Source organism: Lysinibacillus sp. FSL K6-1151 (assembly GCF_038630755.1).
Classification (GTDB): domain Bacteria; phylum Bacillota; class Bacilli; order Bacillales_A; family Planococcaceae; genus Lysinibacillus; species Lysinibacillus fusiformis_D.
In genome coordinates this window covers 722,226-746,457 of record NZ_CP152040.1, presented here as the reverse complement: position 1 = coordinate 746,457, position 24,232 = coordinate 722,226, and the positions used below count along the sequence as shown (strand labels likewise).

21 protein-coding genes are annotated in these 24,232 nt (G+C 38.9%); 4 read left to right on the top strand and 17 right to left on the bottom strand.

What is annotated here, in order from left to right; genetic code table 11:
• Positions 1 to 113: 113 nt before the first annotated feature.
• Positions 114 to 923 carry a Cof-type HAD-IIB family hydrolase gene (locus MHI04_RS03425; protein ID WP_036120914.1) on the top strand — a complete coding sequence of 270 codons (810 nt, stop codon included), beginning with the start codon at positions 114 to 116 and terminating at the stop codon, positions 921 to 923.
• Positions 924 to 1,066: 143 nt separating this feature from the next.
• The gene (locus MHI04_RS03420) at positions 1,067 to 1,924 is read left to right on the top strand and encodes a DegV family protein (RefSeq protein ID WP_058843814.1); all 858 of its coding nucleotides are present in this window, start codon (positions 1,067 to 1,069) and stop codon (positions 1,922 to 1,924) included.
• Between the two features lie 44 nt (positions 1,925 to 1,968).
• Here the strand turns inward: MHI04_RS03420 and MHI04_RS03415 are convergent, their stop codons facing one another.
• The 8 genes from MHI04_RS03415 to MHI04_RS03380 all read right to left on the bottom strand — a co-directional run bounded on the left by MHI04_RS03415 (position 1,969) and on the right by MHI04_RS03380 (position 15,128).
• Complete coding sequence (locus tag MHI04_RS03415; RefSeq protein WP_230593788.1) at positions 1,969 to 3,498, bottom strand: alpha-amylase family glycosyl hydrolase; 1,530 nt, start codon at positions 3,496 to 3,498, stop codon at positions 1,969 to 1,971.
• Between the two features lie 132 nt (positions 3,499 to 3,630).
• Positions 3,631 to 3,996 (bottom strand): YisL family protein, encoded by a 366-nt coding sequence (locus MHI04_RS03410; RefSeq protein WP_036120921.1) that lies wholly within the window; start codon positions 3,994 to 3,996, stop codon positions 3,631 to 3,633.
• A gap of 180 nt (positions 3,997 to 4,176) precedes the next feature.
• Positions 4,177 to 5,079, bottom strand: coding sequence for a fumarylacetoacetate hydrolase family protein (locus MHI04_RS03405; protein ID WP_036120924.1), 903 nt, complete (start codon positions 5,077 to 5,079; stop codon positions 4,177 to 4,179).
• 124 nt (positions 5,080 to 5,203) lie between these two features.
• Positions 5,204 to 6,370: a DUF418 domain-containing protein gene (locus tag MHI04_RS03400; protein ID WP_101966431.1), complete on the bottom strand. Its 1,167-nt coding sequence runs from the start codon at positions 6,368 to 6,370 to the stop codon at positions 5,204 to 5,206.
• A 79-nt stretch (positions 6,371 to 6,449) separates the two neighbouring features.
• Positions 6,450 to 10,169 (bottom strand): helicase-exonuclease AddAB subunit AddA, encoded by a 3,720-nt coding sequence (gene addA / locus MHI04_RS03395; RefSeq protein ID WP_101966432.1) that lies wholly within the window; start codon positions 10,167 to 10,169, stop codon positions 6,450 to 6,452.
• Between the two features lies 1 nt (position 10,170).
• Positions 10,171 to 13,680, bottom strand: coding sequence for a helicase-exonuclease AddAB subunit AddB (gene addB, locus MHI04_RS03390; protein WP_342504111.1), 3,510 nt, complete (start codon positions 13,678 to 13,680; stop codon positions 10,171 to 10,173).
• Between the two features lie 246 nt (positions 13,681 to 13,926).
• Entirely contained in the window at positions 13,927 to 14,565 is a 639-nt protein-coding gene (locus tag MHI04_RS03385; RefSeq protein WP_170829911.1) for a TVP38/TMEM64 family protein, read from the bottom strand.
• 11 nt (positions 14,566 to 14,576) lie between these two features.
• Positions 14,577 to 15,128, bottom strand: coding sequence for an XRE family transcriptional regulator (locus tag MHI04_RS03380; protein ID WP_036120940.1), 552 nt, complete (start codon positions 15,126 to 15,128; stop codon positions 14,577 to 14,579).
• A 123-nt stretch (positions 15,129 to 15,251) separates the two neighbouring features.
• Between MHI04_RS03380 and MHI04_RS03375 the strand changes: the two genes are divergently transcribed.
• Both MHI04_RS03375 and MHI04_RS03370 read left to right on the top strand, forming a co-directional pair.
• Positions 15,252 to 15,986: an AzlC family ABC transporter permease gene (locus MHI04_RS03375; RefSeq protein ID WP_051891627.1), complete on the top strand. Its 735-nt coding sequence runs from the start codon at positions 15,252 to 15,254 to the stop codon at positions 15,984 to 15,986.
• Positions 15,983 to 16,309 (top strand): AzlD domain-containing protein, encoded by a 327-nt coding sequence (locus MHI04_RS03370; RefSeq protein ID WP_036120943.1) that lies wholly within the window; start codon positions 15,983 to 15,985, stop codon positions 16,307 to 16,309. The genes MHI04_RS03375 and MHI04_RS03370 overlap by 4 nt, the downstream gene beginning before the upstream one ends.
• 33 nt (positions 16,310 to 16,342) lie before the next feature.
• Here MHI04_RS03370 and MHI04_RS03365 read toward each other — a convergent pair whose 3' ends face one another.
• The 9 genes from MHI04_RS03365 to ftsE all read right to left on the bottom strand — a co-directional run bounded on the left by MHI04_RS03365 (position 16,343) and on the right by ftsE (position 24,117).
• Positions 16,343 to 16,564: a DUF2198 family protein gene (locus MHI04_RS03365; RefSeq protein ID WP_036120955.1), complete on the bottom strand. Its 222-nt coding sequence runs from the start codon at positions 16,562 to 16,564 to the stop codon at positions 16,343 to 16,345.
• Positions 16,564 to 17,745: a PDZ domain-containing protein gene (locus tag MHI04_RS03360; RefSeq protein WP_036120958.1), complete on the bottom strand. Its 1,182-nt coding sequence runs from the start codon at positions 17,743 to 17,745 to the stop codon at positions 16,564 to 16,566. Before MHI04_RS03360 ends, MHI04_RS03365 begins: the two co-directional genes overlap by 1 nt.
• A 122-nt stretch (positions 17,746 to 17,867) precedes the next feature.
• Positions 17,868 to 19,310, bottom strand: a complete 1,443-nt coding sequence (locus tag MHI04_RS03355) for a S41 family peptidase (RefSeq protein ID WP_089934825.1) — start codon at positions 19,308 to 19,310, stop codon at positions 17,868 to 17,870.
• A 34-nt stretch (positions 19,311 to 19,344) separates the two neighbouring features.
• Positions 19,345 to 19,638, bottom strand: a complete 294-nt coding sequence (locus MHI04_RS03350; protein ID WP_342535339.1) for a hypothetical protein — start codon at positions 19,636 to 19,638, stop codon at positions 19,345 to 19,347.
• A gap of 79 nt (positions 19,639 to 19,717) precedes the next feature.
• A complete protein-coding gene (locus MHI04_RS03345) occupies positions 19,718 to 20,305 on the bottom strand; it encodes a redoxin domain-containing protein (protein ID WP_036128486.1) in 588 nt (195 codons plus the stop codon).
• Entirely contained in the window at positions 20,302 to 20,934 is a 633-nt protein-coding gene (locus tag MHI04_RS03340; protein WP_089934824.1) for a hypothetical protein, read from the bottom strand. Before MHI04_RS03340 ends, MHI04_RS03345 begins: the two co-directional genes overlap by 4 nt.
• Positions 20,935 to 21,194: 260 nt before the next feature.
• The gene (locus MHI04_RS03335) at positions 21,195 to 22,502 is read right to left on the bottom strand and encodes a M23 family metallopeptidase (RefSeq protein ID WP_249646027.1); all 1,308 of its coding nucleotides are present in this window, start codon (positions 22,500 to 22,502) and stop codon (positions 21,195 to 21,197) included.
• Positions 22,503 to 22,556: 54 nt separating this feature from the next.
• Entirely contained in the window at positions 22,557 to 23,441 is an 885-nt protein-coding gene (gene ftsX, locus MHI04_RS03330; RefSeq protein ID WP_036120971.1) for a permease-like cell division protein FtsX, read from the bottom strand.
• The gene (ftsE, locus tag MHI04_RS03325) at positions 23,431 to 24,117 is read right to left on the bottom strand and encodes a cell division ATP-binding protein FtsE (RefSeq protein WP_036120973.1); all 687 of its coding nucleotides are present in this window, start codon (positions 24,115 to 24,117) and stop codon (positions 23,431 to 23,433) included. The genes ftsX and ftsE overlap by 11 nt, the downstream gene beginning before the upstream one ends.
• Between the last annotated feature and the right edge of the window lie 115 nt (positions 24,118 to 24,232).

Genomic DNA, 24,232 nt, shown 5'->3' with positions numbered 1-24,232 from the left:
CTCCCAACTATTGTCTCATCTTTATGTTAGCAAACTTTTTTCACTGTGACAAAATTTTGACGAATGAAAGACAAAGAGATACTATTCAAACTATAGGAAAGGGGCAACGAGCTATGAAACCGCATTTAATCGTACTAGACTTAGATGGTACTTTATTAACAGACCAACAACAAATCTCAGCAAAAACGAAAAAAACATTATTGCAGGCTAAGGAATTAGGGCATCAAGTGATGATTGCAACGGGGCGTCCATACCGTGCAAGTGATCTTTATTATCATGAACTTGGGCTCACTACACCCATTGTCAATTTTAATGGCGCATATGTACATCATCCCAAAAATGTATCTTGGCAACATATGCACACACCGATTGATTTAAGTGTTGTACATGATGTTGTTGGATCCATCAATAGTTACGAGTATGAAAATATTATCGCTGAGGTAAAAGATGATATTTATGTACACACAGAAGATGATCGTATCTTAAATATTTTTAATATGGGTAATCCCAAAATCACACTTGGGGATTTATACACACATCTCTTGGAAAATCCCACAAGTTTATTAATTCAAGCAAATGAAGCGAATTCGGTCATTATACGTGACCATTTACAGGCGGTGCACGCAGAAGTTATTGAGCATCGTCGATGGGGCGCGCCACTTCATATTATTGAAATTGTACGTCGCGGCTTAAATAAAGCTGTGGGTATTGCGCATGTGGCAAAAGATTTAGGTATTCCACGTGAGCGTATCATCGCGTTTGGTGATGAAGACAATGATTTAGAAATGATCGAATATGCTGGACTTGGTGTAGCGATGGGGAACGGTATTCCAAGTCTTAAAAACATTGCCAATGAAATTACAGCAACAAATAATGATGATGGAATCGCAAAAATCCTCATTGAACGCTTGAAATTATCATAGTTAAGTAGTAAGTTCAAGTTAACATTCCATTTTTACCAGTTTAACTTTATTCAGTGGTACCCCTTCCATTTATCTTAAGTGAGTACCGACTGAATAAAGTTAAAAATACTTGATGAGTAAGTTGAAATTAGGGGGACAAGAGAATGAAGATTTTTACGGATAGTGGATGCGATCTACCGAAGTCTTACTATGAAGAAAATGATGTCGTGTTACTCCCTTTACGAGTGCAATTGAACAACAAAGAATATGAAGATGTCATTACGATTGATTCCAAAGAGATTTACGATGCCATCCGCCAAGGTGCTCAACCAAAAACATCACAAGTGTCACCTGAGCTGTTTTTAAAGCACTTTGAGGAACTAGCTAAAAATGAAGAAGAAGGCATCTATATTGCCTTTTCATCGGAATTATCCGGCACATATAGTACTGCTCAAATGATTCGCAATCAAGTATTAGAGCAATATCCTTCATTAAAATTAGTCATTATCGACTCTAAATGCGCTTCACTAGGACATGGTCTAGTTGTAGAGGAAGCAGTTCGCCTTCGAAATATAGGGGTATCCTTAGAGGATATGGCCTCTAAAATGAGTGCATATGCACCTCAGATGGAGCATTTATTTACAGTAGAAGATTTAGATTACCTTGCCAAAGGTGGTCGTGTATCCAAGGCCAGTGCCTTTTTAGGTGGTCTTCTGAGCATTAAACCTATTTTAAATGTAGAGGATGGCAAGCTGATACCTATTGAAAAGTCACGTGGTCGTAAAAAAGCACTTAATCGTATGTTAGATTTAATGCAGGAGCGTGGCGGAAGCTTTACGGATAAAATTGTTGGTATTAGTCATAGTGATGATGTGGCCTTTGCCAATGAAGTAAAGGCTTCTATTCAGGAACGTTTTTCTCCTCAAGCTGTTCAAATTACTATGATTGGCTCTGCAATCGGTTCACATGTAGGACCAGGCACTATTGCAATCTTCTTTACGAACAAAAGCTATCAAGGCTAATAAAAAGCATGTTAGGATTGCTCCTAACATGCTTTTTCGTTGTGCTATGGTTGTTGGACGTCTTGTTCTTGACGGCGAACTTTTCCTCGTTTAATGATGATAACAACAAAGCCGATAAAGATGACCCACACTAAACCAAGGGCAACCATGTAGGGCATGTTTAAGCCTTCATCATTGCGAACCTGATAAATCTCAACCATTTCTCGGTCTAAAATAACAGGATAAACCTCTTTTTCATTTATACGAACTTTTTCCTCATGTAAAATTCCGTTCAGCATTTTCCCTTCACCAAGTTGCGCTGGTGTTAAGTCCACACGTTGCGTTTTGCCTGTATTATTCACCATAATTACCCACTTTTCTTCGTCAGAGGTACGTGTGAAGACAAGTAGGCCATTGTCATTTGTAATTACTTCAAAATCACCTTTACGTAAAGTTGCAGATTGATTACGTAAGGATTGAACATTTTTAATATAATCAATCAATTCTTCATCAGTTTTAAAGTTATACAACTGATGTGTATCTGGTTTTGCTTCCCCATTCATGGCGATTTCTGTACCATATTGCACAACGGGAATCCCAGGAAGCATAAATAAAGCACCCATCGCCATTTTTAAGCGTGTAGGCGGAAACATATTTTCAGTCGCAGAATCGAATGTAAAACGATGGGTTTCAAGTGAATCCACCATAATCTGTGTCGGCTTCTCTCCTGTAAAAGGCTCCATTAATTTAGACGAATCCATATCCACGTTTTTAAAAATATTACGATAAATATCCGCTGTTGCTGGTGAGAAGGTTGCATCAAAATCAGCATCACTTTCTTCATTAGCAATCACGTAAAGAGATGCTTTTGTCTCTTTTAATGCTGCAATCATCGCATTGACAAACGCTATATCAGCCTCTGCAATATTCGTTAAACGAATACCACCAACATCATATGTAGAAACAAATTCAGTGGCTGATTGAATGAGCGCCTCTTGCACAGCTTTGTTCGATAAATCCCATTGTACTTGTCCATTATTCGTAGAAGCAATCCAGTCAGCTTTTGATGAGTCCTTTGCCCATTCATGATTTGGACTCACATTATTGAGCGGGAAATCCACCATGATGGACATATTTTTAGCTTTATAGGCTTCTACAACACTTTGGAATTCTTCTGTTGTTCCAAAATGACGTTCGATTGTCGTGTAGCTTGTAAGTAGTGATCCATCATATTTCTCTGTAGAAAAAATAGGACCAATAGAAACAATTGTAAAACCCATCTCACCAATAAATTTTAGCTTATCTTGCAGACCTGTAAAATCGCCTCCTGCAAATTTCGAAGGGTCTTTCGTATTTGTATCAAAATCGTTTGTGCCCGAACCATTAAAGAAACGGTCAACGAGTAAATCAAAGATGCTTTCTTCTGCTATCGATGTTGTCGCTTTTTCATCCGCATGCGCTACTGGTGTAGTACTTACGAATGAAGTTGCTAATAAAAGTGATGCAGCCGTCGCACTTATCCACTTCTTAAATTTCACTGTTATTCCCTCTCTTTCAAACCAATCCATCGTCATTTTACCAAATAACACTGTCACGTCGCTATCTTTTCAAAAGATTTTACGAAAATGCGAAATGAATTAGGGCAAAAAGGTGTCAGTTCTCTCGTATTCACCCTTTTAGCAAAATAAAAGCCGTGAAGCAAATACTTCACGACCTTTAAGAAATTATTATGCTAGGAAATTAATGTTTAATGGTAGCTTAAAGCCTAAGAACAGCGTGATAAATAGGAATACTGCGAATAATGCCCAAAACATCCCTGTTGGTTTGTTTTTCTTTTGACGCACTAATACCATTTCCATCATACCAATTACTAAAATACCGAATAAAAATTTCAGTCCGTACATCATCGGGTCTCCAGCCTGATATTTAAAGAATAATGCCCCACCTGTGATGATAATTAATACGTAGAATAGACGTAAAGCCATATGTAAGCCCTTTGATTGCTTGCCCATTAGTGCAGCGATTAAAAAGATAACAATAGCAATAACCCACGTAGTAATATGCAAATGCGTTTGGCTAGTTAAAAAACTCATGTTTGTCCCACCTCATTCATTTTTCTATCAAACTCTATCCTACCATGCGATGGAAAGGGTTTCAAACATTACAACAGTGTTCACATAATTTACATCAATTATAGCTCGACATCTCACAGCCTATCGAGTGTAGAAAGAAAAAATCCGCGGAGTAAAGACTCACGCGGATGGTTATCGTCATTATTCAAAATGGTTGACTAATGTACCAATGCCTTGAATAGATACTTTTACTGTATCCCCAGCCTTTAAGAACTGTGGCGGGTTCATCCCTTTTCCAACTCCTGCAGGCGTACCTGTTAAAATAACATCTCCTGGCTCTAATGTTACATGTTGAGATAGAATAGATACTAAGGTTTCAACAGAGAACATCATATCCTTCGTAGAACCGTTTTGGCGTACTTCATCATTGACCTTTGTCACCACTGTTAAGTCTTGTGGATTTGGAATTTCATCCTTTGTCACAAGGTATGGTCCAAGAGGGCAAGTACCTTCCAAGCTTTTACCTAAGAAAAATTGTTTATGTTTGTCTTGTAAATCACGAGCTGATATATCATTAGCAATTGTATAACCAAATACATAATCAAATGCTAAATTTTTAGGAATATTTTTACCACGTTTTCCAATAACAATCGCTAGCTCACCTTCATAGTCCATTTTGGAAGAAAGGTCAGCATGAATGGAAATTGTTTGTCCATCCGCTGCAATAGCAGTTGGTGATTTTGTAAATACCATTAAATCTGTTGGTGCTGCTTCTGCACCCATTTCTTTGGCATGTTCATCATAGTTTTTACCGATACACATAATATTTTTGGGTGTACGCGGAATTGGTGAAAGCCACTCGATATCTGTAAATTCACGTTTAAAACTATCGGCACGATCTGATTTTTCTGCTGCTTCTACTAATTTACGAATCTGTTCAACGAAATCAAAGCCTAAAGCAATGCCATCCACAATTGAACTTGAAAAAGAAGGGAGAACTTGAAGTTCATTTTGAATAGCGAGTACATCCCATACCGCTTCTTCTTTTTTTACTTTTGGTCCAAAGCTTACATGTCCACCTAATTTGAATGATAAAATTTTCATGATTTTAAGAGCTCCTTCTTTTTTCTACATAATACAACAATATGATAGAAATTGCCTTACTTTTGCGACAATAATTTTATAAGTTGTACTATCTTCATAAATTATGCATGTGAAGAGGCATATATTAACGTGATTCCACGTTTTGCTTATACGTTAATTTACGCCATATCGCCTCTAATGGTCCTTGTTTCCACTTAGATAACCAAACTTCAGCTAGGATCATTTGCACAACAATAATGCCGATAGCAATTAATACCCCTGTTTCCACAGTGACTTTACCGTACCAGCCAAAGCCAAATTGGTAGAATAAACAAGTACCTATAATAGATTGAAGAATATACATCGTTAAGGACATACGACCAATTTTAGCAAAAGGACTAAGTAACTTCGGTACAATTGGCACTAAGCAAAGTAACACAATGACCCCGATATACCCTACTGCTAAAATTGGACCACCTATGTATACCTTTAAATAATCTAGTAAATATGTTCTTGTAAACATAATTGGTAAACTTTTAACACCGATACCAATGACCAACCCCGTGATCGCTAATGTCAGCCAGAGCCATTTCAATTCTTTAGCTCGTTCTACTAGACGCCATTTTGACGCTGCAGCACCTATTAACATATACGGTAAAATAGTGAACAGTGCTGCAAACCACATCCCTATGCCTGCCTGCGTCGATAAATCTGTTAAGCGTTGCATAAAGGCATCTACCCAATTGCCTGTACCATAAGCCGTAATAGCCTTCTCTACAGATACGATATCTAAATAATCATCTACCTTGGTATTAAAAAGAATAATTCCTACAACGAATAACATAAAAACTTGCATTAAACCGTTAATAATAAATGCACTAGCTACTAACCAAATAGGACTAAAGCGTAGGAATAGCACTAAAAAAACGCCACAGAACGCGTACATCATTAATATATCGCCCCACCAAATCAGCACAGCATGTAGAAAACCAAAAACAAACAATACAGACAGTCTGCGAAGACCTAGTGTGTAAAAATTTTGTTCACGGCTCTGTGCTTTTTGCCACTGCATGGCAAGCCCATAACCAAATAGCATTGCAAATAATGGGTAAAAGCTTCCCTGCACATATATGTCTATATTTTTTTGCCAAACGATATCAGATGGTGTTGTAAACCACGATGCCAAATCAATATGCGGCATTGGCAAATAAAAGGTATACATATTTACAAGTAAAATACCTACCAAACTAATGCCTCGTAAAATATCTAATGTTGCCATTCGTTCCTGCAACATGGTCGGTTTTGACTCCACGAAATAGCCTCCTCTTGACTAAATGCTATGGTGCAAGCAAGGCAAAAAAGGCTTGCCCTGCTTTGCCATAACAAGTTCTTTATGCCTGTACGGCCTGTTCATTATCGAATAAATATAATACTTTATCGCTCACATTGATGTGTAAAATTGATTCAATGGCCTCACTATAAACACGAAGCTGTACAGCATAACGATTTCGTATTTCCTTTGTCAGGGCAGGCTCCTGTGCAAAATGTGGCAGGATACGGTCAGTTTTATAATCTAGCAAGACCCAATCGCCATATTCATCTTCAAATAAGCAGTCAATGATCCCTTGTACAATTTGAGCATCGCCATCTTCATCAACTCTACTAATGGTAAAGGGCATTTCCCTGCGTATTTGCTTTGCCTTTTTGAACCGCTGCCCTATTTCTGTCTCAAAAAAATGAAAAATCTTCGCTAGTGGAACCATTTTTCCCTCTGCCTCAGTTAACAATTGTCTCGCCACTAAATCCTCTACAAAATCCTTCACATCTTGGATTTCAACAAAGCCATACTGTGGGACATGCTGCATCACTGTATGCACAGCTGTTCCAATTTCAGCACCTGTTAGCTGTTGTTCCTGTAAAAAGGCTGGTCGAGGTGCAATGGAAGTAGCTTTTTGCTTGGCAGGTGTGGCAAAGTAAAATTCAGGTTCCGCCTGGCGCTGTAAGTTTTCTAAGCGCTTAATCTCACTAACAGACGTTTTAGAACGTTTTTTTGTAGACCTTTGGTAGGCGTACTGCGCTTGAAAGCGTGACGTAATTTCATCTAGTAATGCCTCGTCCTCTGGCATCGTGAGCCATTGTTGTACTTCTTCATCCATCGCATGTATTTCATATGAATAATGGCTTGTGTTGATCGCTTGTACCGACCAGCGTGAATGATCTTCTAACGGCTTATAAGAAGTGGTAGCAACTGTAGTAAAGTCTGCATGCCTTGCCACTGCTGGTCCTACCCAATCCAAATAGCTATTAGCTCTTGCTCGCAAATATTCCTGTAGCGGCGCATCTATCGGTAAACTTTGTGCATCCTGCCAGTTGTCACGTGTTTTCTCCCAATTCTTCACAGAGCCCACTAAAATTAGACGTTCCTTCGCACGAGTCATGGCAACATATAAAACACGCATTTCTTCTGCACGCATTTCCAGCTCTTTTTTTTCTTTTAACGCTAAAAACGGTAAAGATGTATATGTGATGCGATTTTCTGGGTCAATAGCCTTGACAGCGAGTCCAAAATCTTGGTCGAATAAATAAGGTTGATGAAAATCCATTTTGTTAAACGGGCGTCCCATTCCTGCAACAAAGACTACTGGATACTCTAATCCCTTTGAGGAGTGAATCGTCACAAGACGCACAACATCGTCCTTTTCGCCAATTGATTTTGCAGTACCTAAATCATCCCCACGCGTACGCATTCGATCAATAAAGCGGAGAAAGCGGAATAGTCCACGAAAGGCCGTTTTTTCATACATTAATGCACGGTCATGTAAGATGCGTAAATTCGCCTGACGCTGCTTACCATTTGGCATTGCACCAACCATTTCATAATAATGCGTATCTAAATAAATCCTCCAAATTAAATCGGATAATGATCCACGACGAGCTAAATCTCGCCAGTTTTCGAAGGCCAGCATAAAGCGTTGAAGCTTTTCAAATGTAGTTGATTGCACGCCATGCCCTTCGCTACGAATAAATTGACGTAAAGCATCATAGAACGGTACCTTCTGATCGGCTAAACGAATTTTTGCCAACTCATTTTCCGTTAAACCAACAAACGGTGCACGCAGTACAGAAGCTAGTGGAATATCCTGATAGGGATTATCGACTACCTTCAAGACATTTAACATAATCATCACTTCGAGCGCATCAAAATAGCCTTTAGATGACTCAGCGTAGAGTGGAATCCCTGCCAGCTTAAATTCCTCCACTAAATCTGTCGACCATGTCATGGAGCGCATTAAAATCACAATATCACTATACTTTAATGGTCGCTCAGACTTCGTTTTCGTATCATAAACAGTTGTCCCATCTTCCATCATCAGTCGTATACGATCAATGATAAAGCGCGCCTCATATTGTGATTTTTTCAATTCTTCTAGCTCTGTAGTAGCTTCATTGCCCATTTCCTCAAGCTCTTCTGTTGCTTCCTCATCCTGTGGCGGATGCATCACTACAAGCTCAACAGGTATTTCTTTTTCATCATAAGGTGCTGCTGGCTTTAATGATGCATTGTCATCATAAAGAATCTCACCAACACGCTCTCCCATAATTTGTGCAAATACATAGTTTGTAGCATTCAACACTTCTTTGCGACTACGGAAATTAGCATTTAAATCAATTCTCATTCCCGTTACATCAGGCATCTCCAAAAAATCACTATATTTTCGCATAAAGAGCTTCGGTTCAGCTAATCGGAAGCGATAAATACTTTGCTTTACGTCTCCAACCATAAACAGGTTGCCATCCCTCTCTTCCCCTGTTTTGACAAGCTGCAAAATGGTTTCCTGTAGCATATTCGTATCCTGATATTCATCCACAAGTACTTCTTTAAAACGTTTTTTCATATCTAATGCAACTGGCGAAGGCTGAAGTTCACCATCTATTTCTACTGTCAAAATTTGTAGCGCATAATGCTCTAAATCTGAAAAATCAATGATTCCCCGTTCTAGCTTAGCTAGGCGGAACTGTTCACTAAAAGTAGCGGTCAGGTCTACTAATGTGGCAATTATTGGCGCCATTAATCGTATTTCTTCAAGTAGGCGTGCAGGTGTACGAACAAAATACGTTTCTTTGATTTTATTCATTATTTTTTTAGCTGCTTCTCTTTTTTTCTTCGCAAGCTCCTGTAACTCTACATCTACTAATGCATCTTTGGATACTCGTTTTAACGTAGACCATTTGACCATCGCAAAAAATTCAAATAGCTCCTGCCATGTACCGTTTTGGCTAATTCGAATCCCTTCTTGAATCATGGCAAAATCAACTTCTGCCGTTTCAGCATAAGGAGCCGGTCCGTCTGGCTGTAATGTAATCGCCCGCATTTCTGAAATTAACACGAAGGCTTCTTCCAAACTATGGCGAACGGTCAATTTAACATATTGAGAAAGCTCTAGATCATCAATCGTTACATCCTCTGCTAACTCGTATACTTGAGGAAGACTCCATAGCCATTTTTGAGGCTCTGCATGTACACGTGACGTATCATATAGTTTACTAATCAGCGTTTCGATTGCTTGATCATCACGATCCGAAGTAAAGCTATCAACAAGGCGATAAATAGCCTGTACTTGAGCCTCATCCTCAGCATCATAGGCATCTTCTAGAACATCCGTTAATACATCATCTCTTAATAAAGCGATTTCTGCTTCATTGGCGATACGAAAGCCTGGATCTATATCAAGCAAGTATGCATATTGCTTCACAATGGCTAAACAGAACGAGTGCAACGTGGAAATTTGCGCTTTATTGACAAGGCTAAGCTGGCGTCTTAAGTGATTAGATGTTGGATTTTCTGCGATTGCTTTTTCTAATGCCTCTGACATACGATGTCGCATTTCAGCGGCTGAAGCATTCGTAAAGGTCACTACCAATAGTTCATCTACATTGATAGGATTCTCGGTAGCAATGACTTTTTCAATCATCCGATTAATCAGTACTGCTGTTTTCCCAGATCCTGCCGCGGCTGAAACAAGTGTGTCTTGACCACTAGCATAAATCGCCTTCCATTGATCATCTGTCCATGTGACATCTGCTGGCTTAATAGGAATTGTTTGTGCCATGCTACTCCATCTCCTTCCGAATTTTATCAACAATGTCATTCGGCTTCGCTTGCGCCAACTGACGATAGCTTTGTTTACCATCTGAAGGATCAAATTGACAAACTGCGGCGAATTGACAGTAATCACATGCTGTTTTGGCTTTTAATTTATAGGGGCTAATGGCTGTATCACCAGATAAAATGCCATTCCCTGCTTCCTGATGTTTACGTCGAACGAAATGTTGTAACTTTTTCATATCATTGACAGGAACAATGCGTGATTGTGATTCAGACGGTGTCCCATCCTTTTTCATATATACAGGAATAATTTTTGAGTACCCACTACTTTCTTCTAATTGCTCGTCCATCGATAAAATCGCCTCAGCATTTTCTGACAGTAGGCCCTTCATTTTATATTGCTTTAATCGATCTTCCTCTATTTCACTATCTGTTAAATCCTTATCTAGCTTTAACATTGGATTATGGACATGGACATACAGTACTCCAGCTGGTTCAGTTTGACCAGGTAGCCAATAAGAGCTATTTTCCATTGCTACATCTAAATACGTAAGGACTTGTAAGGACAATCCATAATAAACCTCATTTAAGTCCAGATCTCGAGCTGATGATTTATAGTCGACAACCCGCAAATAAGAACGATCATCGATTGTTGCACTATCCACTCTATCAATACGTCCTCGCATAAACATTTTCTTGCCGCTAGTCAAATCAATTTCAAGCGGTGGTAGCTGTTCATGCTGCCCTGGACCAAACGACGCCTCAATAGCAATAGGCTTGAAGTGGGATACATTAGCATGCTGTGTCAGTGCAGTCATTGTGCGCTCAACAATGCGAATAAGCTTACGCTGAATATAGCGATAACGAGCACTCGACAATAAAATTTGATGTGAAAAGACAGGCACAATTTGCTCTACTGCTTGTCGTGCTAATTGTTTAATTTGCTGTGTTGTTAAACGAATCCATGATAACTGCTGGCGATGTGTTTCTTCTGTAATCCACTTCAATGCCTCGTGGAATAAATCACCCATCGCAAAGGTTTCAAGTCGGTATTCAGCACGTTCTTCTAAACGTAGACCATACGTAGTGAAATGAGAAAATGGACATCTAAAGTATTTCTCGATTCGTGACACACTTGATGTTAACTTCTGACCATATAATTCCTGTGTAATATATGTTTCAAGTGGCTCAGCTTCATTTTTATGGGTAATCGGATAGAGGACACGCTCAAAAATGAGTGCCCAATACGGATCTTGTTTATAAAATTTTTGTAATGCTAGCCATTCTGGTGCTAGTTCACGGCTATGCTCAGCTTGACGTAACTGCACCATCAGATGCGCTAAAGCCGTACGAGGGTGGCGTAAATAGGGTAAAACATCTCCGTTAAGTAATTCAATGGGATCCATCACCACTCGCTCAATGACAACTTCACTTAATAGACCAGCTGTTTTATCATTGCCAATCATTTTCTTGATATAAAGAGAGGATAGCAGTGCCTTTCCCTCTTCATCTGCCGTAGGATATGTCATATACAGCTTGTCAGATGGTGTTGTAATAGCACGGTAGAATAAGTAATTTTCCTGTAATAAACGATTGGTGGAGGTTGGTGCAAGCTCGTAGCCAATTTGGCTAAACCATTCTCGCTCTGTATCTGACAATAAACCCTCATATTCCATTCGAGTTGGATAAACACCATCATTCATACCCACTACAAAAGTAACTTTGATATTAGACAATCTGGCTAAATCAACAGTAGCGACCATGACCTCATCTAAGGTCGGCGGAATGCGAGAAAATTCTAGCGTATCAAACCCTTCATCAAGAATTTTAGCTGCTTCCTCCAAAGTCATTTCTTGCTCCCCAAACATATAGACGAATTGGTCAAGAACACCAATCCATTCGTTCCAAGCTTGCTCATGTTCACTCGCTGCTAATGCGTCACCTCGCTCTATCTCACGATCTTTCATTGCTTGAAGCTTATCATAAACCTGTAATGACTCCACTAGCTCAAATAATGCAGTCGCAATATCTCTACCCGTTTTCGCACTATCAAGCTTATCTTGTAAATTCTTTAACGGTAGACGAATTTCATCTCGAATAGCCTCGATTTCCGCCTGCATAGCACGTTCCTCATCTGTTTGAACACGCGAATGGAATTCTAATCCACGATACTTTTTATAAAACCAACGTGCCTCCTCAAACCACCGTTCTCCATAGATGCCTTGTGCCAAGCAATAGTTTTCTAATCGATCTGCTCGCTCACGCCAGATGGTTAGCTCAGCATGTAATGGGAAAAATAAATCTGTTTTCACACTACGAAAAACAGGTTCGTACTTCCAAGTAGACGTCATGACCTCTAGTGCAGAACGACTTAGCTCGATTAGTGGATGATGTAACATCGTCTTTTTTGTATTTGTAAAAATAGGAATTTCATATTGTTGGAAAATACTTGTAATAAGTGGATCATATAACTCTGCTTGTCTATATAAAAGAACTATATCCTGATAACGATAACCGTCTTCTCTTGTCAGTTTTGTTATTTCCCGGGCAATCGCATGTACTTCGGCTCGACGATTAGACGCTTCAAGTACCATCACATCTCCAGAAGATTTTTTCGTTTTAGGCACCAAATCAGTAAATTTAGCCTCCACATGCTGCAAATCTTCAGAATGGAACCTTTTAGTATTGTAAAAATGTAATGGTGCATCAACATCGATGCCCTCTTCATTGGCGATGTCATGCAACCGTTGATTTGTTAAAGCCGCCTCATGGAATAGTGCCTGTTCATCAAACGCTTCATCTGAATGATCAAACGGAAGAACAATTGTTACTTGTTTAGTTACTTTTAACAACTCACGTACTAATTCTAACTCCCGTACAGTGAAGGCGGTAAATCCATCAATATAAATGGTTGCTTGCTTCATCGTATCAGCATACTTCAATTGCTCTGTTAAAATTGGATAATAGCCCTCACTGTCGACATATGTCGTGCCTAGTCGTTCCTCTAAGGCCTGTAACACTACATGTAAATCATTTGCTTTAGCCTGTAGGGTATTTGGAGCATCAATTGCCTTTAATGATTCCGTTACCTCTGCTAAGACTGAGCTATTGACGCTATAGCGGCTAAATTCTTTTAAAAGTGTTTCAATCTCCTCCGTAAAGCCACGTTTTCCTGCTGCTTGTCGAAATAAGGAAAACTCATTTTTTTGTTCCTCTAAAAGTTTACGAATGAGCATTCGATAGCCATAGCCATTCACTTCTTTGCGAGCAATCCCGCCAGTTTCCTGTAAAACCAGCCACGCTAAACGCTTAAACGTCATCACTTGTGCACGGATCAAGCCTTGTAAACCATGCTTATTCGTCAACTCATATTCTGTAGAATAAGACATCTGGTCGGGGACAATTATGAAAATCGGATGTCCCAATGGCTCCGTTTTAAGCTGTTCAATGATCTCCTGATGAATAAATGCGGATTTTCCTGTTCCTGAACGTCCTGAAACAATACGCAATGACATATTCTTTCCCCCTCCTCATTGACTTGCCCATTTTGGGTGAATCTTTTGATGATTTGATTATTTTAAACTCTTTTTGAGCATTTCCTTTGCTAGTTAGTTAACGTACCTATGTTACAGCAACTTTAATCGTCTATCTTAAATTCTATCGAAAAAAACTAGTAAATACTATCTATCAACCTTCATGTGAGAAGATAATGACACAAAAAAACAGCCTCTTTAAAAATTAAAGAGGCTACAAACAATTGGTTAGCGAGCATGATGATCCTGATTTTTCGTCAATTTTCGCGCTTGCTTCAAATCTCTTTCCACACGAGCGTTCAAGCGCTTCTCTATCAGCTTGCCGACCCACCATAAAATTACGATGGCTACAGCAGCAATGACCAATCTGACGGGGCTTGTCAATAACGATTTTAAGTCATAGCCCAACACACTCATGCCTAAAATCATCACGAACTTTCCAGCCAATAAAACGACTAAGTAAAACTTTTTATGAATATGGGACAACCCTGCTACAATATTGACAATAACAGATGGTGTAAAAGGGAAACAGAGGAGGACAAAAAGTGGGCTGATGCCATTCATATCCACCCATTTAATAAGTTTCTGAACTTTTTTACTGCCTGTTAAAAATCGTAATCTTGGATGCTTGCCAAAATGGCGAACAAGCAAGAAGACAGCATAGGAGCCCGCTACAGAACCTAACCATGATAATAAAAACCCTAACCATAAGCCAAATGCACTTGCATTCGCTACAACAAATACGACTAATGGCAGAAAAGGTAAAAACGCTTCTAAAAATGGTAGCAGTAAACCAATGATTGGGCCAAATGTTCGATATTGTGCCGCAACCTGTTCAATATTTTCTACAGTAAACCATTCACTCAACATCGACACCTCTATTTATACTGTAAAATTAAATGAAAAATTGTTAGCCCTTCCGAAGTATTGCGATATTCATGGGGCTGATGCCCTGAGAATACTAGTGTATCCCCTTCATCCAGTAATTCATGCATATCCCCAGCAGAAATAACTGCTTGTCCTTTGATGACCATTACAGTTTCCTCTACCCCTTCTGTATGAGCTTCACTCTTACTAATTGCCCCTGGCTCCATTTCAACCTTATAAAATTCCCAGCCTCGCTCAGGATTATACGGAATAATGGAGTAGACACGATAGCGTCCCTCATCTTCATCCACATGCGGCACATCCTTACTGCTATAACGCATGTAATGAGCGGTTGGTGGCTGTAATAATGAAGAGAATGATATGCGCATACCAGCTGCGATTTTCCAAATTGTTGAAACAGTTGGATTAGCCTCACCCTTTTCAATTTGTGCAAGTTGTGCTTTACTAACACCTGTCGCTTTAGCTACGTCATCTAGACTTAGATGACGCTGCTGTCTAATTTTCTTTAATTGAAATGCTAAATTTCGACTCATTTGTTCCATTTTAATCACCAATTTCTATTGTTTATTTTATCAGACATATGTATACTTTAATAAACATCAAGAACTATCAAACAATTCCATCAATAGTATACATGGAAATGATTAAGAAAGGATGGCCTATTTATGACAAGTACAACAGAGCTTCATCATGATGATTCCATAAGCCCTTCCAACGACAGCTTTCTACAGGGCGTCAAAGATTGCGTACCTACTTTACTCGGTTATATTAGTATAGGACTTGCATTCGGTGTTGTAGGTTCCGCTTCTGGATTATCTGTCCTTGAAATTGCCCTGTTAACGATACTTATTTATGCAGGATCTGCACAATTTATTTTTTGTGCACTTCTTTTAACAAGCAGCCCTGCCTCTGCTATCATTGTAACCATTTTTGTAGTTAATCTACGCCATTTATTAATGAGTTTAACATTAGCACCTCATTTTACGCGCTACTCTATGCTTAGAAATGTTGGTTTCGGTACATTATTAACGGATGAAACCTTTGGTGTCGCAGTAACAAAGCAAATGCAAACAGGCAAATTATACGGCAAATGGATGGATGGGCTTAACATCACAGCCTACATTTTTTGGATTCTCTCCTGTGTTGCAGGTGCCTTTTTAGGACAATGGGTAGCAAATCCCGAAAAATGGGGCCTAGATTTTGCTTTAATTGCCATGTTTGTTGCATTGTTAGTACTGCAATTGAGCAGTGTTGGCAAAAGCAAAATCATGCATTATATCAAGTTAATCGGCTATATGACAGTTATTATGTATGGCCTTTCTTATCTAGTGCCTTCACATGTAGCTGTGCTTCTAGCAACAGTCATTGTCGCAACAATTGGGGTGGTGACAGATAAATGACAACAACTTCTTATATGGTCTGGCTTATTATTGGCTGTGCACTTGTTACATGGCTGCCGCGTGTCATTCCATTTATTTTTGTACGTAGTGTAACACTCCCAGATGTTGCACTCAAGTGGCTCAGCTTTATACCTGTTTGTATCTTAAGTGCTCTTGTAATTGAAAACTTATTCGATACTGAAAGTGGGAAAGTAGTGACTCTTGATTGGCCCGTCTTTGTTACATTTGTGCCAACTCTTATTATTGCACTTATCACAAAAAGTTTATCGATTACTGTCATTGCAGGCGTAATCATTATGGCAGCTGTTCGATTTTTCATGTAAAAAGGTCAATCCCCTTTGAGAGGACTGACCTTTTTATTTCTTCATTTTACTAGCTAACCAAAAGCCTACGGTTAATGAAAATGCATCCATCACATAAATAATAGGCGAAGATGTATAGCCTGCATAAACAGAAGCTGCGATAAGTGCAATCGCTAATAACAGCGCAACATAGCGATTATAGGTAATTCTTGTAAACAATAAGACAAGGATCGCTGGTATAAATAGCGCTAATATCATTTTTCCAAAAACATCCATTATATTTCCCTCGGCTCAGCTAGTAATAAACCAATACGGTAATGATCATTGCTGTAAATCACATGCTGTGTTAAACGAATTTCATTGTTGCGGTCCAACACTTCTAGACGACAGTGTGCTGCATTTAATTGCAATGCCTCGTATAGCTCATTCTCTGTAAAAATAGATTTTCCATTTACTTTACGAATACATTCCCCTGCAAGCAAGCCCATTTTTTCTGCTGGCGAATCAGGAAGAACAGCTGCGATAATGGCACCCTTTGTACTTGGTGCAACGGCATAATGATCTGTTTTATCCTGCTGTGCAAAGTAGATAGAGATGATGATACGTATAATTGCCCCAACACCAAGTACGATGAAACCGATCATCGGCTCAAAATAAGCAGCTAAGCCACCTATTAAAATAAGCTCTCCAAGCAATAAGACAGATCGCCCTATTTTAGGTAATTTTATGACTGGTAATTCCTTTCTTGATAGCTTAGCAAAGCCAATGATAAGAGGGAATAAAACAAGTGCAAAGCTACTATCACCTATCGTAAACAGTGGCCAATATGGCAATACAGCCGATATAGCATCACCAGGCATAACAAAGAAAATAGGTAATACCCATACATTTTTTGTGCGATAGACAATAGCCTGCATACCCCGCTTTGTTTTCTCTATGGAAGGCGTTGATACCTTCATGGCAGCACGACGGATTAATAGCCCCTCTGCGATAACACAAAGGCCTGCCAAAATGGTAATCGTAACAATTGCGCCATCCTCTAAATTGCTCCCCTCCAAGGAAAATATCCACCAAGTAAATGTCCAATTGTAATAGGACATGGCCCATATCACAAGTGTTGCAATACCCATTGTCACAATGGGCGATAGTGCATTAATAAGGTACAGGACTAGCGCTACTATAGAAATTACTATTAAAATGATTAAAAATTCTTTTGGTACAGTAAGCCCTGCGACAATACTGATAAGAGAAATGAGCAGTGCATAAAGCCATCCATCTTTCCATTGTCCGATTAACTCTGTCCAGCCCCAAATAATACGTCTATTAAAATATTTACGCTCCTGTTTTACACGACGATATCCTAAAAAAATAGCAAATATTATGACTATATACAGTAATGGGTTGAGTAAAAAGCGGCCAATCGCTGTTACAATTTCTATTAAAATCTCACTAACCATACGAACACCCGCCATTTCTATCTTGAATACTATGAATTTATTGTATCAAACGACTACACTCTTGCGTAGTACAAACTCATCGAAAGCTTTGTATTATGTTATTTTTGTTCTGTCAGATAGGTTTATTGTTCAATAGTGTGCAGTAAAAAGCTAGTGGCCATCTGGAATTGCTGGTCATTTTGACGATCCGCTTTATAATTTTTTAATGTCTCATTTAAGCTATTGAAGAAAGTTGTATCCATATAAAATTCATCTTCTGCTAATTTTAATTTTTTCTGTTTGCGATAAAGGTTGACGGCCTCTGCAGTCGTTTCATCCATATAGCCATCTAAACGATCTATTTGATAGCCTAGTTTCTGTAAGGCAGTTTGTGAATAGGCGATCTCCTCACTCATATCACCGACTTTAAATTTACCTGTTAGTGGATGTAGTTGAAAAGCAAATAATTCATTTTGCTCAATTACTAAACTTGCTTCAATGCCTTGCCCATGAATCCATTCGCGTTTTGGTGTCAGCCATTTATTAGTTGATAATTTCAGCTCTCCACCATTTGATAGCTCCCAAGATTCCTGCACAGTCCCTTTCCCAAAACTCTTGACACCAATCAGTGAAGCACGTCCCCAGCCTTTTAAAGCACCACTCAATACTTCACTCGCTGAAGCACTACCTTGATTTTGTAAGACAACGATTGGGATTTTGTTCATCGTTGCTACATATTTTTCATCAAAGCCTTTCGTTTGCGTTTTCAATGGTTCCATAGCACCTTCCGCATTTTGCATATATGCAAATACCTTGCCATTGTCCAATACCGTGCTCAGTAGCGCTGCGACGCTATGTAAATAACCACCTGGATTATCACGTACATCAATCACAATACCTTCAACATCTTTACGAAGCAATTTACTCGTTTCAGCAACCCATTCATTGGCCGTTTTTTCCCCAAACAATGAGATAGCCACATAGCCGATGGTTGTATCTTCTACTTTTATAACCTCACTCGATACCGTTTTATTAGAGATTGCAGCACGCTCCATTGTCATCTTAATATGTTTATCCTCACTCGGACGGTAGACAACAATAGTTACCTTCGACCCTTTTTCACCTTGAATTAAATGCATTAATTCACTCATCGTTTTCCCATCTACACGCACTCCATCAACTTGTACAATTTCATCGAGTGAACGCATACCAGCTTTCTCAGCAGGTGAAGAACGAACTGGAGACACAACAATAAACTTCCCTTTATTTTCTGCTAGTTCAATCCCAATACCTACCCTTTCCTCAGCCAGCATTTGCCGATGTTGCTCGGCCTCTTCCTGGGAGTAATACGTACTATAAGGATCCTTAATGGCATCAGCCATACCGCGAAGAGCCCCCTCCACCAATGCATCCTTTTTTGTGCTGTAGACTGATTTTTCTTCAATAAGTGTCATGGCTTCACCAATTGTATCAACCTCCGTAACAAGCTCCTTTTTATCGTCACTAGAAAACCAATCAAAGTAAATACCACTACCTACCACCAAACTACTAAGCAGGACTCCGACACCGGCCGTTAATTTGCGCAATTCTTCCCTCCTCCGTCTCTTTTACTGTATGACTCTATTTTTTCAAACATACAAGATTACCTTTCAAATTTATGAAGAGAGAATATTTCACTTTTCTCATGGGTGTTGGTTGTTGCTTCGAGAGTATTTTCCTTTGCTCCGCGAGTATTCCCTCTGCCTCCGCGAGCATTCCCTCTGTCTCCGCGAGTATTTCCTCTGGCTCCGCGAGTATTTCCTCTGCCTTCGCGAGTATTCCCTCTGACTCCGCGAGTATTTCCTCTGACTCCGCGAGTATTTCCTCTGACTCCGCGAGTATTTCCTCTGACTCCGCGAGTATTTCCTCTGACACCGCGAGTATTTCCTTAATTCTTATAAAAATAAAAAATCTGCTCGTTTCTACTATAGAAAACGAACAGATTTTTTATGAATTAATCTAGTGCATCTACATAATCATTTAACATATCTACATCCATTGGTCCTCTGATGGCGCGTTGGATATAGCCGTTGGAATCAATAAAATAAGTGGTTGGAATGGTGATGATTTGATAATCTAAGCCAGCGTCATTGTCTGGGTCCAATAAAATGGGGAATGTTAGCTCAAAGCTATCTCTAAATGTCATCACTGTGTCTACTTTGGCATCGGCAGTCACATCCCGTTCTGCACTTGTTAAATTGACAGCTATAATTTCAACGTTTTTCTCTTTAGCATACTCATCGTAGAAACTTTGCATATGCGGCATTTCCGCCTTACAAGGTGGGCACCATGTCGCCCAGAAATTTAGTACAACCTTTTTTCCACGCAAATCACTTAATGTGATATCTTCTCCGTCTAAGCTTGTTAAGGTGAAATCAGGCGGTATATCCCCTTTTTTTAAACCCGTTTCTAGCTCCTCCATATCCTTACCAAGAGCAGACTTTTCAATAGCACGTTCTTCGTTAATTTGTTGTCTCACATATGTACCAATCATCGCAATCACTAATAGCACAACGATCAGTAGCCCAATATTTTTTTTCATTCTTTACCTCCCACATTGATTCGTTCATATTGAATGGCTAATCCCAAACAAAGTAGTACTACACTCACACCCACAGTTGTTTGCCATATACCAAGGGTTTGGAAGAGAGCTACGATCAAATAGCCAACTGTATACAATAATAAAGCTTGTTTCATCGCTGCTAGTTTCCATAATATGATGATGGTTAATACACTTAGCACAACTAATGTAATGATTTCACTCGATGTAGTGTTGTCATTGAGTAGCACGACAATCATTTGGTAAATAGATTGCGTTAAAATAATAGCCCAGCTACAAGGGATAATATCTTGTTTTTCAAGCTGAAGATTGTGCCGCTTTCTCCATATTTGTAAGGACACTACGATGACGCCGAGATAAACACCTATTGTACCGCCATTGAAATAAAGTAATGACATTGGATTATTCACAACAGCTTTGAAATCAGTCACAAGTAGGCTTAGTTTCCAAACAATGAGAAATGTAAAAATCGCATCAGCATATACTTCAGACCATTTTTTTGAAAATTGCACGCGTAATATGAGCCACACTATAAAAAATGTAATGAGTAAAGCCACTGCAGTAGCTGGTAAAGTTAGTGCTCGAATCGAGTACCACTCTGTATTAATCACTCCAACAAATCCTCCTCCGAAAGTTAGATACAGCATAGCATAGAACCCTTTTAAAATAAGAATATTTCACACTGTGTTCAGAAAATCTTCAGAAATTAACATCTGTTAAAAATACCCCACTATGTATATATTCATCATAACATTAAATAGAATCTTATAATAGCCGTTACTCATAGAGGAGGGAGTTCTTATCTTCTAAAGATATAGATGAAATAAAAAAAGCTATACACTAGAATTCTCTAATGTATAGCTGTTCTATTTTACAATGGAATATATTTTAGTGGGTTTACACTGCCCACAGCTTGTCCTCGCCAAGGACCAATATGCACTTCAAAGTGTAAGTGAGGGCCAGTAGAGCGACCTGTACTACCCATTGCTGCAATTTGCTGACCTTGTGTTACTTCTTGTCCTACACTAACATTAAATGCACTTAAATGGGCATAAACTGTTGTATAAATTTGTCCATCAACTGAGTGCGTTAAAATGACAACATTACCATAAGAACTAAGTGGTGCTGCATAAGAAACTACACCATCCGCCGCTGCCCAAATCGGTGTTCCTGTTGCATTTGCAAGGTCCACACCGTAATGGAATTCAGGGCCAGCTCCAATATTACGCCAGCCATAAGGTGATGTTAGGCGGCCGTTCGTTGGTTTAATCCAAGTACCATTTGATTGAGGCGCGTTCACAGTACCACCTGATGAACCACCACCATTGTTGGCTGCTGCAGCCGCTGCCGCCGCAGCAGCTGCTTTACGTTTTGCTTCTTGTTGACGAGCAATTTCAGCTAAACGTTTTTGCTCAGCAATGATTTGATCTTGTAATTCTTGGCTTACTTCTAATGCTTCTGAGTACTCTTTTTCAAGTAATACTTTTTCAGATTTGAGCTTTTCTTGCTCTTTTTCTAATTGGTCAACTAGTTTATTTTTCTCAGCTTTTTGGCTATCTAAAGATGCCTTTAATTGTTCAAGCTCAGCTTTCTTGCCTTCCAATTTTTGACGTTTTTCTTCTACACTTTGCTTTTGCTCTTCTAACTGTTGTTTATCATCTTTTTGATCTTGAATAATTTGACGATCCGCTTCTAATAGTGCATTAACTGCAGAGAAGCGATCAATGAAGTCTACAAAGCTATTAGATCCAAGCAAAACATCTAAATAGCTTACCGAGCCACCAGCTTGAATCGCACGTGCACGTTCTTGTAATAATAAATCTCGCTCTTCAATTTTATGCAGAAGTTCTTTAATGGAAGCTTCTAATTTTTTTATTTCTTCATTTGTTGTATGAATATCTGCTTGAACATTTTTAATATTACTATTGGTTTTGTCGATTTCAGCGTTCAATGCTTGAATTTGATCTAAGATTTTTTGTTGCTTTTCTTGATTAGCCGTGATGGCATTTGACTTATTACTAATGGATGAATTTAAATCATATTTCTTTGTTTCGATTTGTTTCTTTTCTTCTTTTAAATCCGATAAACTTGTTGCATATGCTGATGGAGTTTGGATAAAAAGAAATAGAGCAGATGCTGCTGCAAGTGTTTTCAATGTTTTTTTCGCCTTACTTTTCACCGATTGAACTCCCCTTCGACTATTCTTTTTCTTCTTCACAAATATCCGTTGTGACTAAATTTTTAAAAACTTACGCACTGACATAAAGCTTCCCCAAACACCGATAAGCACGCCAATGAGTAACAGGAGACCGCTCACCTGATACACAAGTGGAGAAAAATCAAGTAATTGAATTAGCTCACCTTGTAAACGTGGTGCAATAATTTTATATACATTGTGGTAAAGGGTTGTGACAACCGCAATCGGAATAATCGAACCTAAAATTCCGAGCCACATACCTTCCAATAGGAATGGGATACGTACGAATGAATTCGTAGCCCCTACAAGTTTCATAATTTCAATTTCATCTCTACGAGCAATAATAGTAATACGAATTGTATTCGAAATTAAGAAAATCGCCGTGAATAATAACCCTAAAATAAGTACGATGCCTACATTACGACTAATATTTAAGAAGTTAAATAGTTTTTCAACTTTTCCTTCGCCATACATAACGTCATACGTATACTCATATTTATCTATCGCTTTTGCAATTTTAGCTGTTTGCTGGGGATCAGCAGCTTTTACATAGATTACATTACGTAAAGGGTTGCTTTGTTCAAATAGCTTAAAATCATCACCAAAATCTTTTACTAACTTAGTTAACTCATCTTCCTTAGTGGAATAGGTCATCTCTGACACACCAGGCAATTTTTTGACTTTTTCGACGAGTGCTTTTTCTGCAGCTTCATCTGCTGTCTCATCAATTAAAACTTTAATCTCAACATCGTTTTCTAAATCAGTCGCTACTTTATTTAAATTCATCATAATAAGCGCAAAAACGCCTACTAGTATAAGCGTAACTGTTACGGCACTGACAGACGCAATGGTCATCCAGCTATTTCGGCCAAGTGATTTCACACTTTCTCGGAAGTGGCGCTTTACTGTATTAAATTTCATAGCCGTATTCACCTCCGTGTTCATCACGGACAATTAAACCGCCTTCAATTGCGATAACACGACGACGAATCGTATTGACAATTTCACGGTTATGGGTCGCCATCACAATGGTTGTCCCTCGAGCATTAATTTCCTCAAATAAATTCATGATTTCCCACGATGTTTCAGGATCGAGGTTCCCTGTTGGTTCATCTGCAATCACCACTTTAGGAACATTGACGATTGAGCGTGCAATCGACACTCGTTGCTGTTCCCCACCTGAAAGCTCATTCGGGAACATTCTTGCTTTATGCTTTAATCCCACCAGTTCTAATACTTCCATCACACGACGTCGGATTTCATCTGGATTTTCCTCAATTACTTCAAGTGCAAATGCTACATTCTCATAAACATTCAAACGAGGTAGTAATTTGAAGTCCTGGAAAACTACGCCAAGTTGACGGCGCAAAAAAGGGACCTTCTTATTTTTTAATGTTGCTAAATCAATACCATTGACTATAATTTGCCCTGATGTTGCCTTTTCTTCACGATACATCAATTTAATAAATGTAGATTTACCTGCTCCACTTGGACCAACTACATACACAAATTCGCCTTGCTTTATATTAACGGAAATACCATTTGTCGCAACTACACCGTTTGGGTACTTCTTTGTCACATTTTTCATTTCTATCATGATTAAACCACCTAAAACTCTCATCTATGTAAGAGGTATTTCTTTTACTATTATAGCACTCTATTTCTGTTTTTTTATTACAGTTTCATTTCAATACGTGCCAGTTCCTTCTATT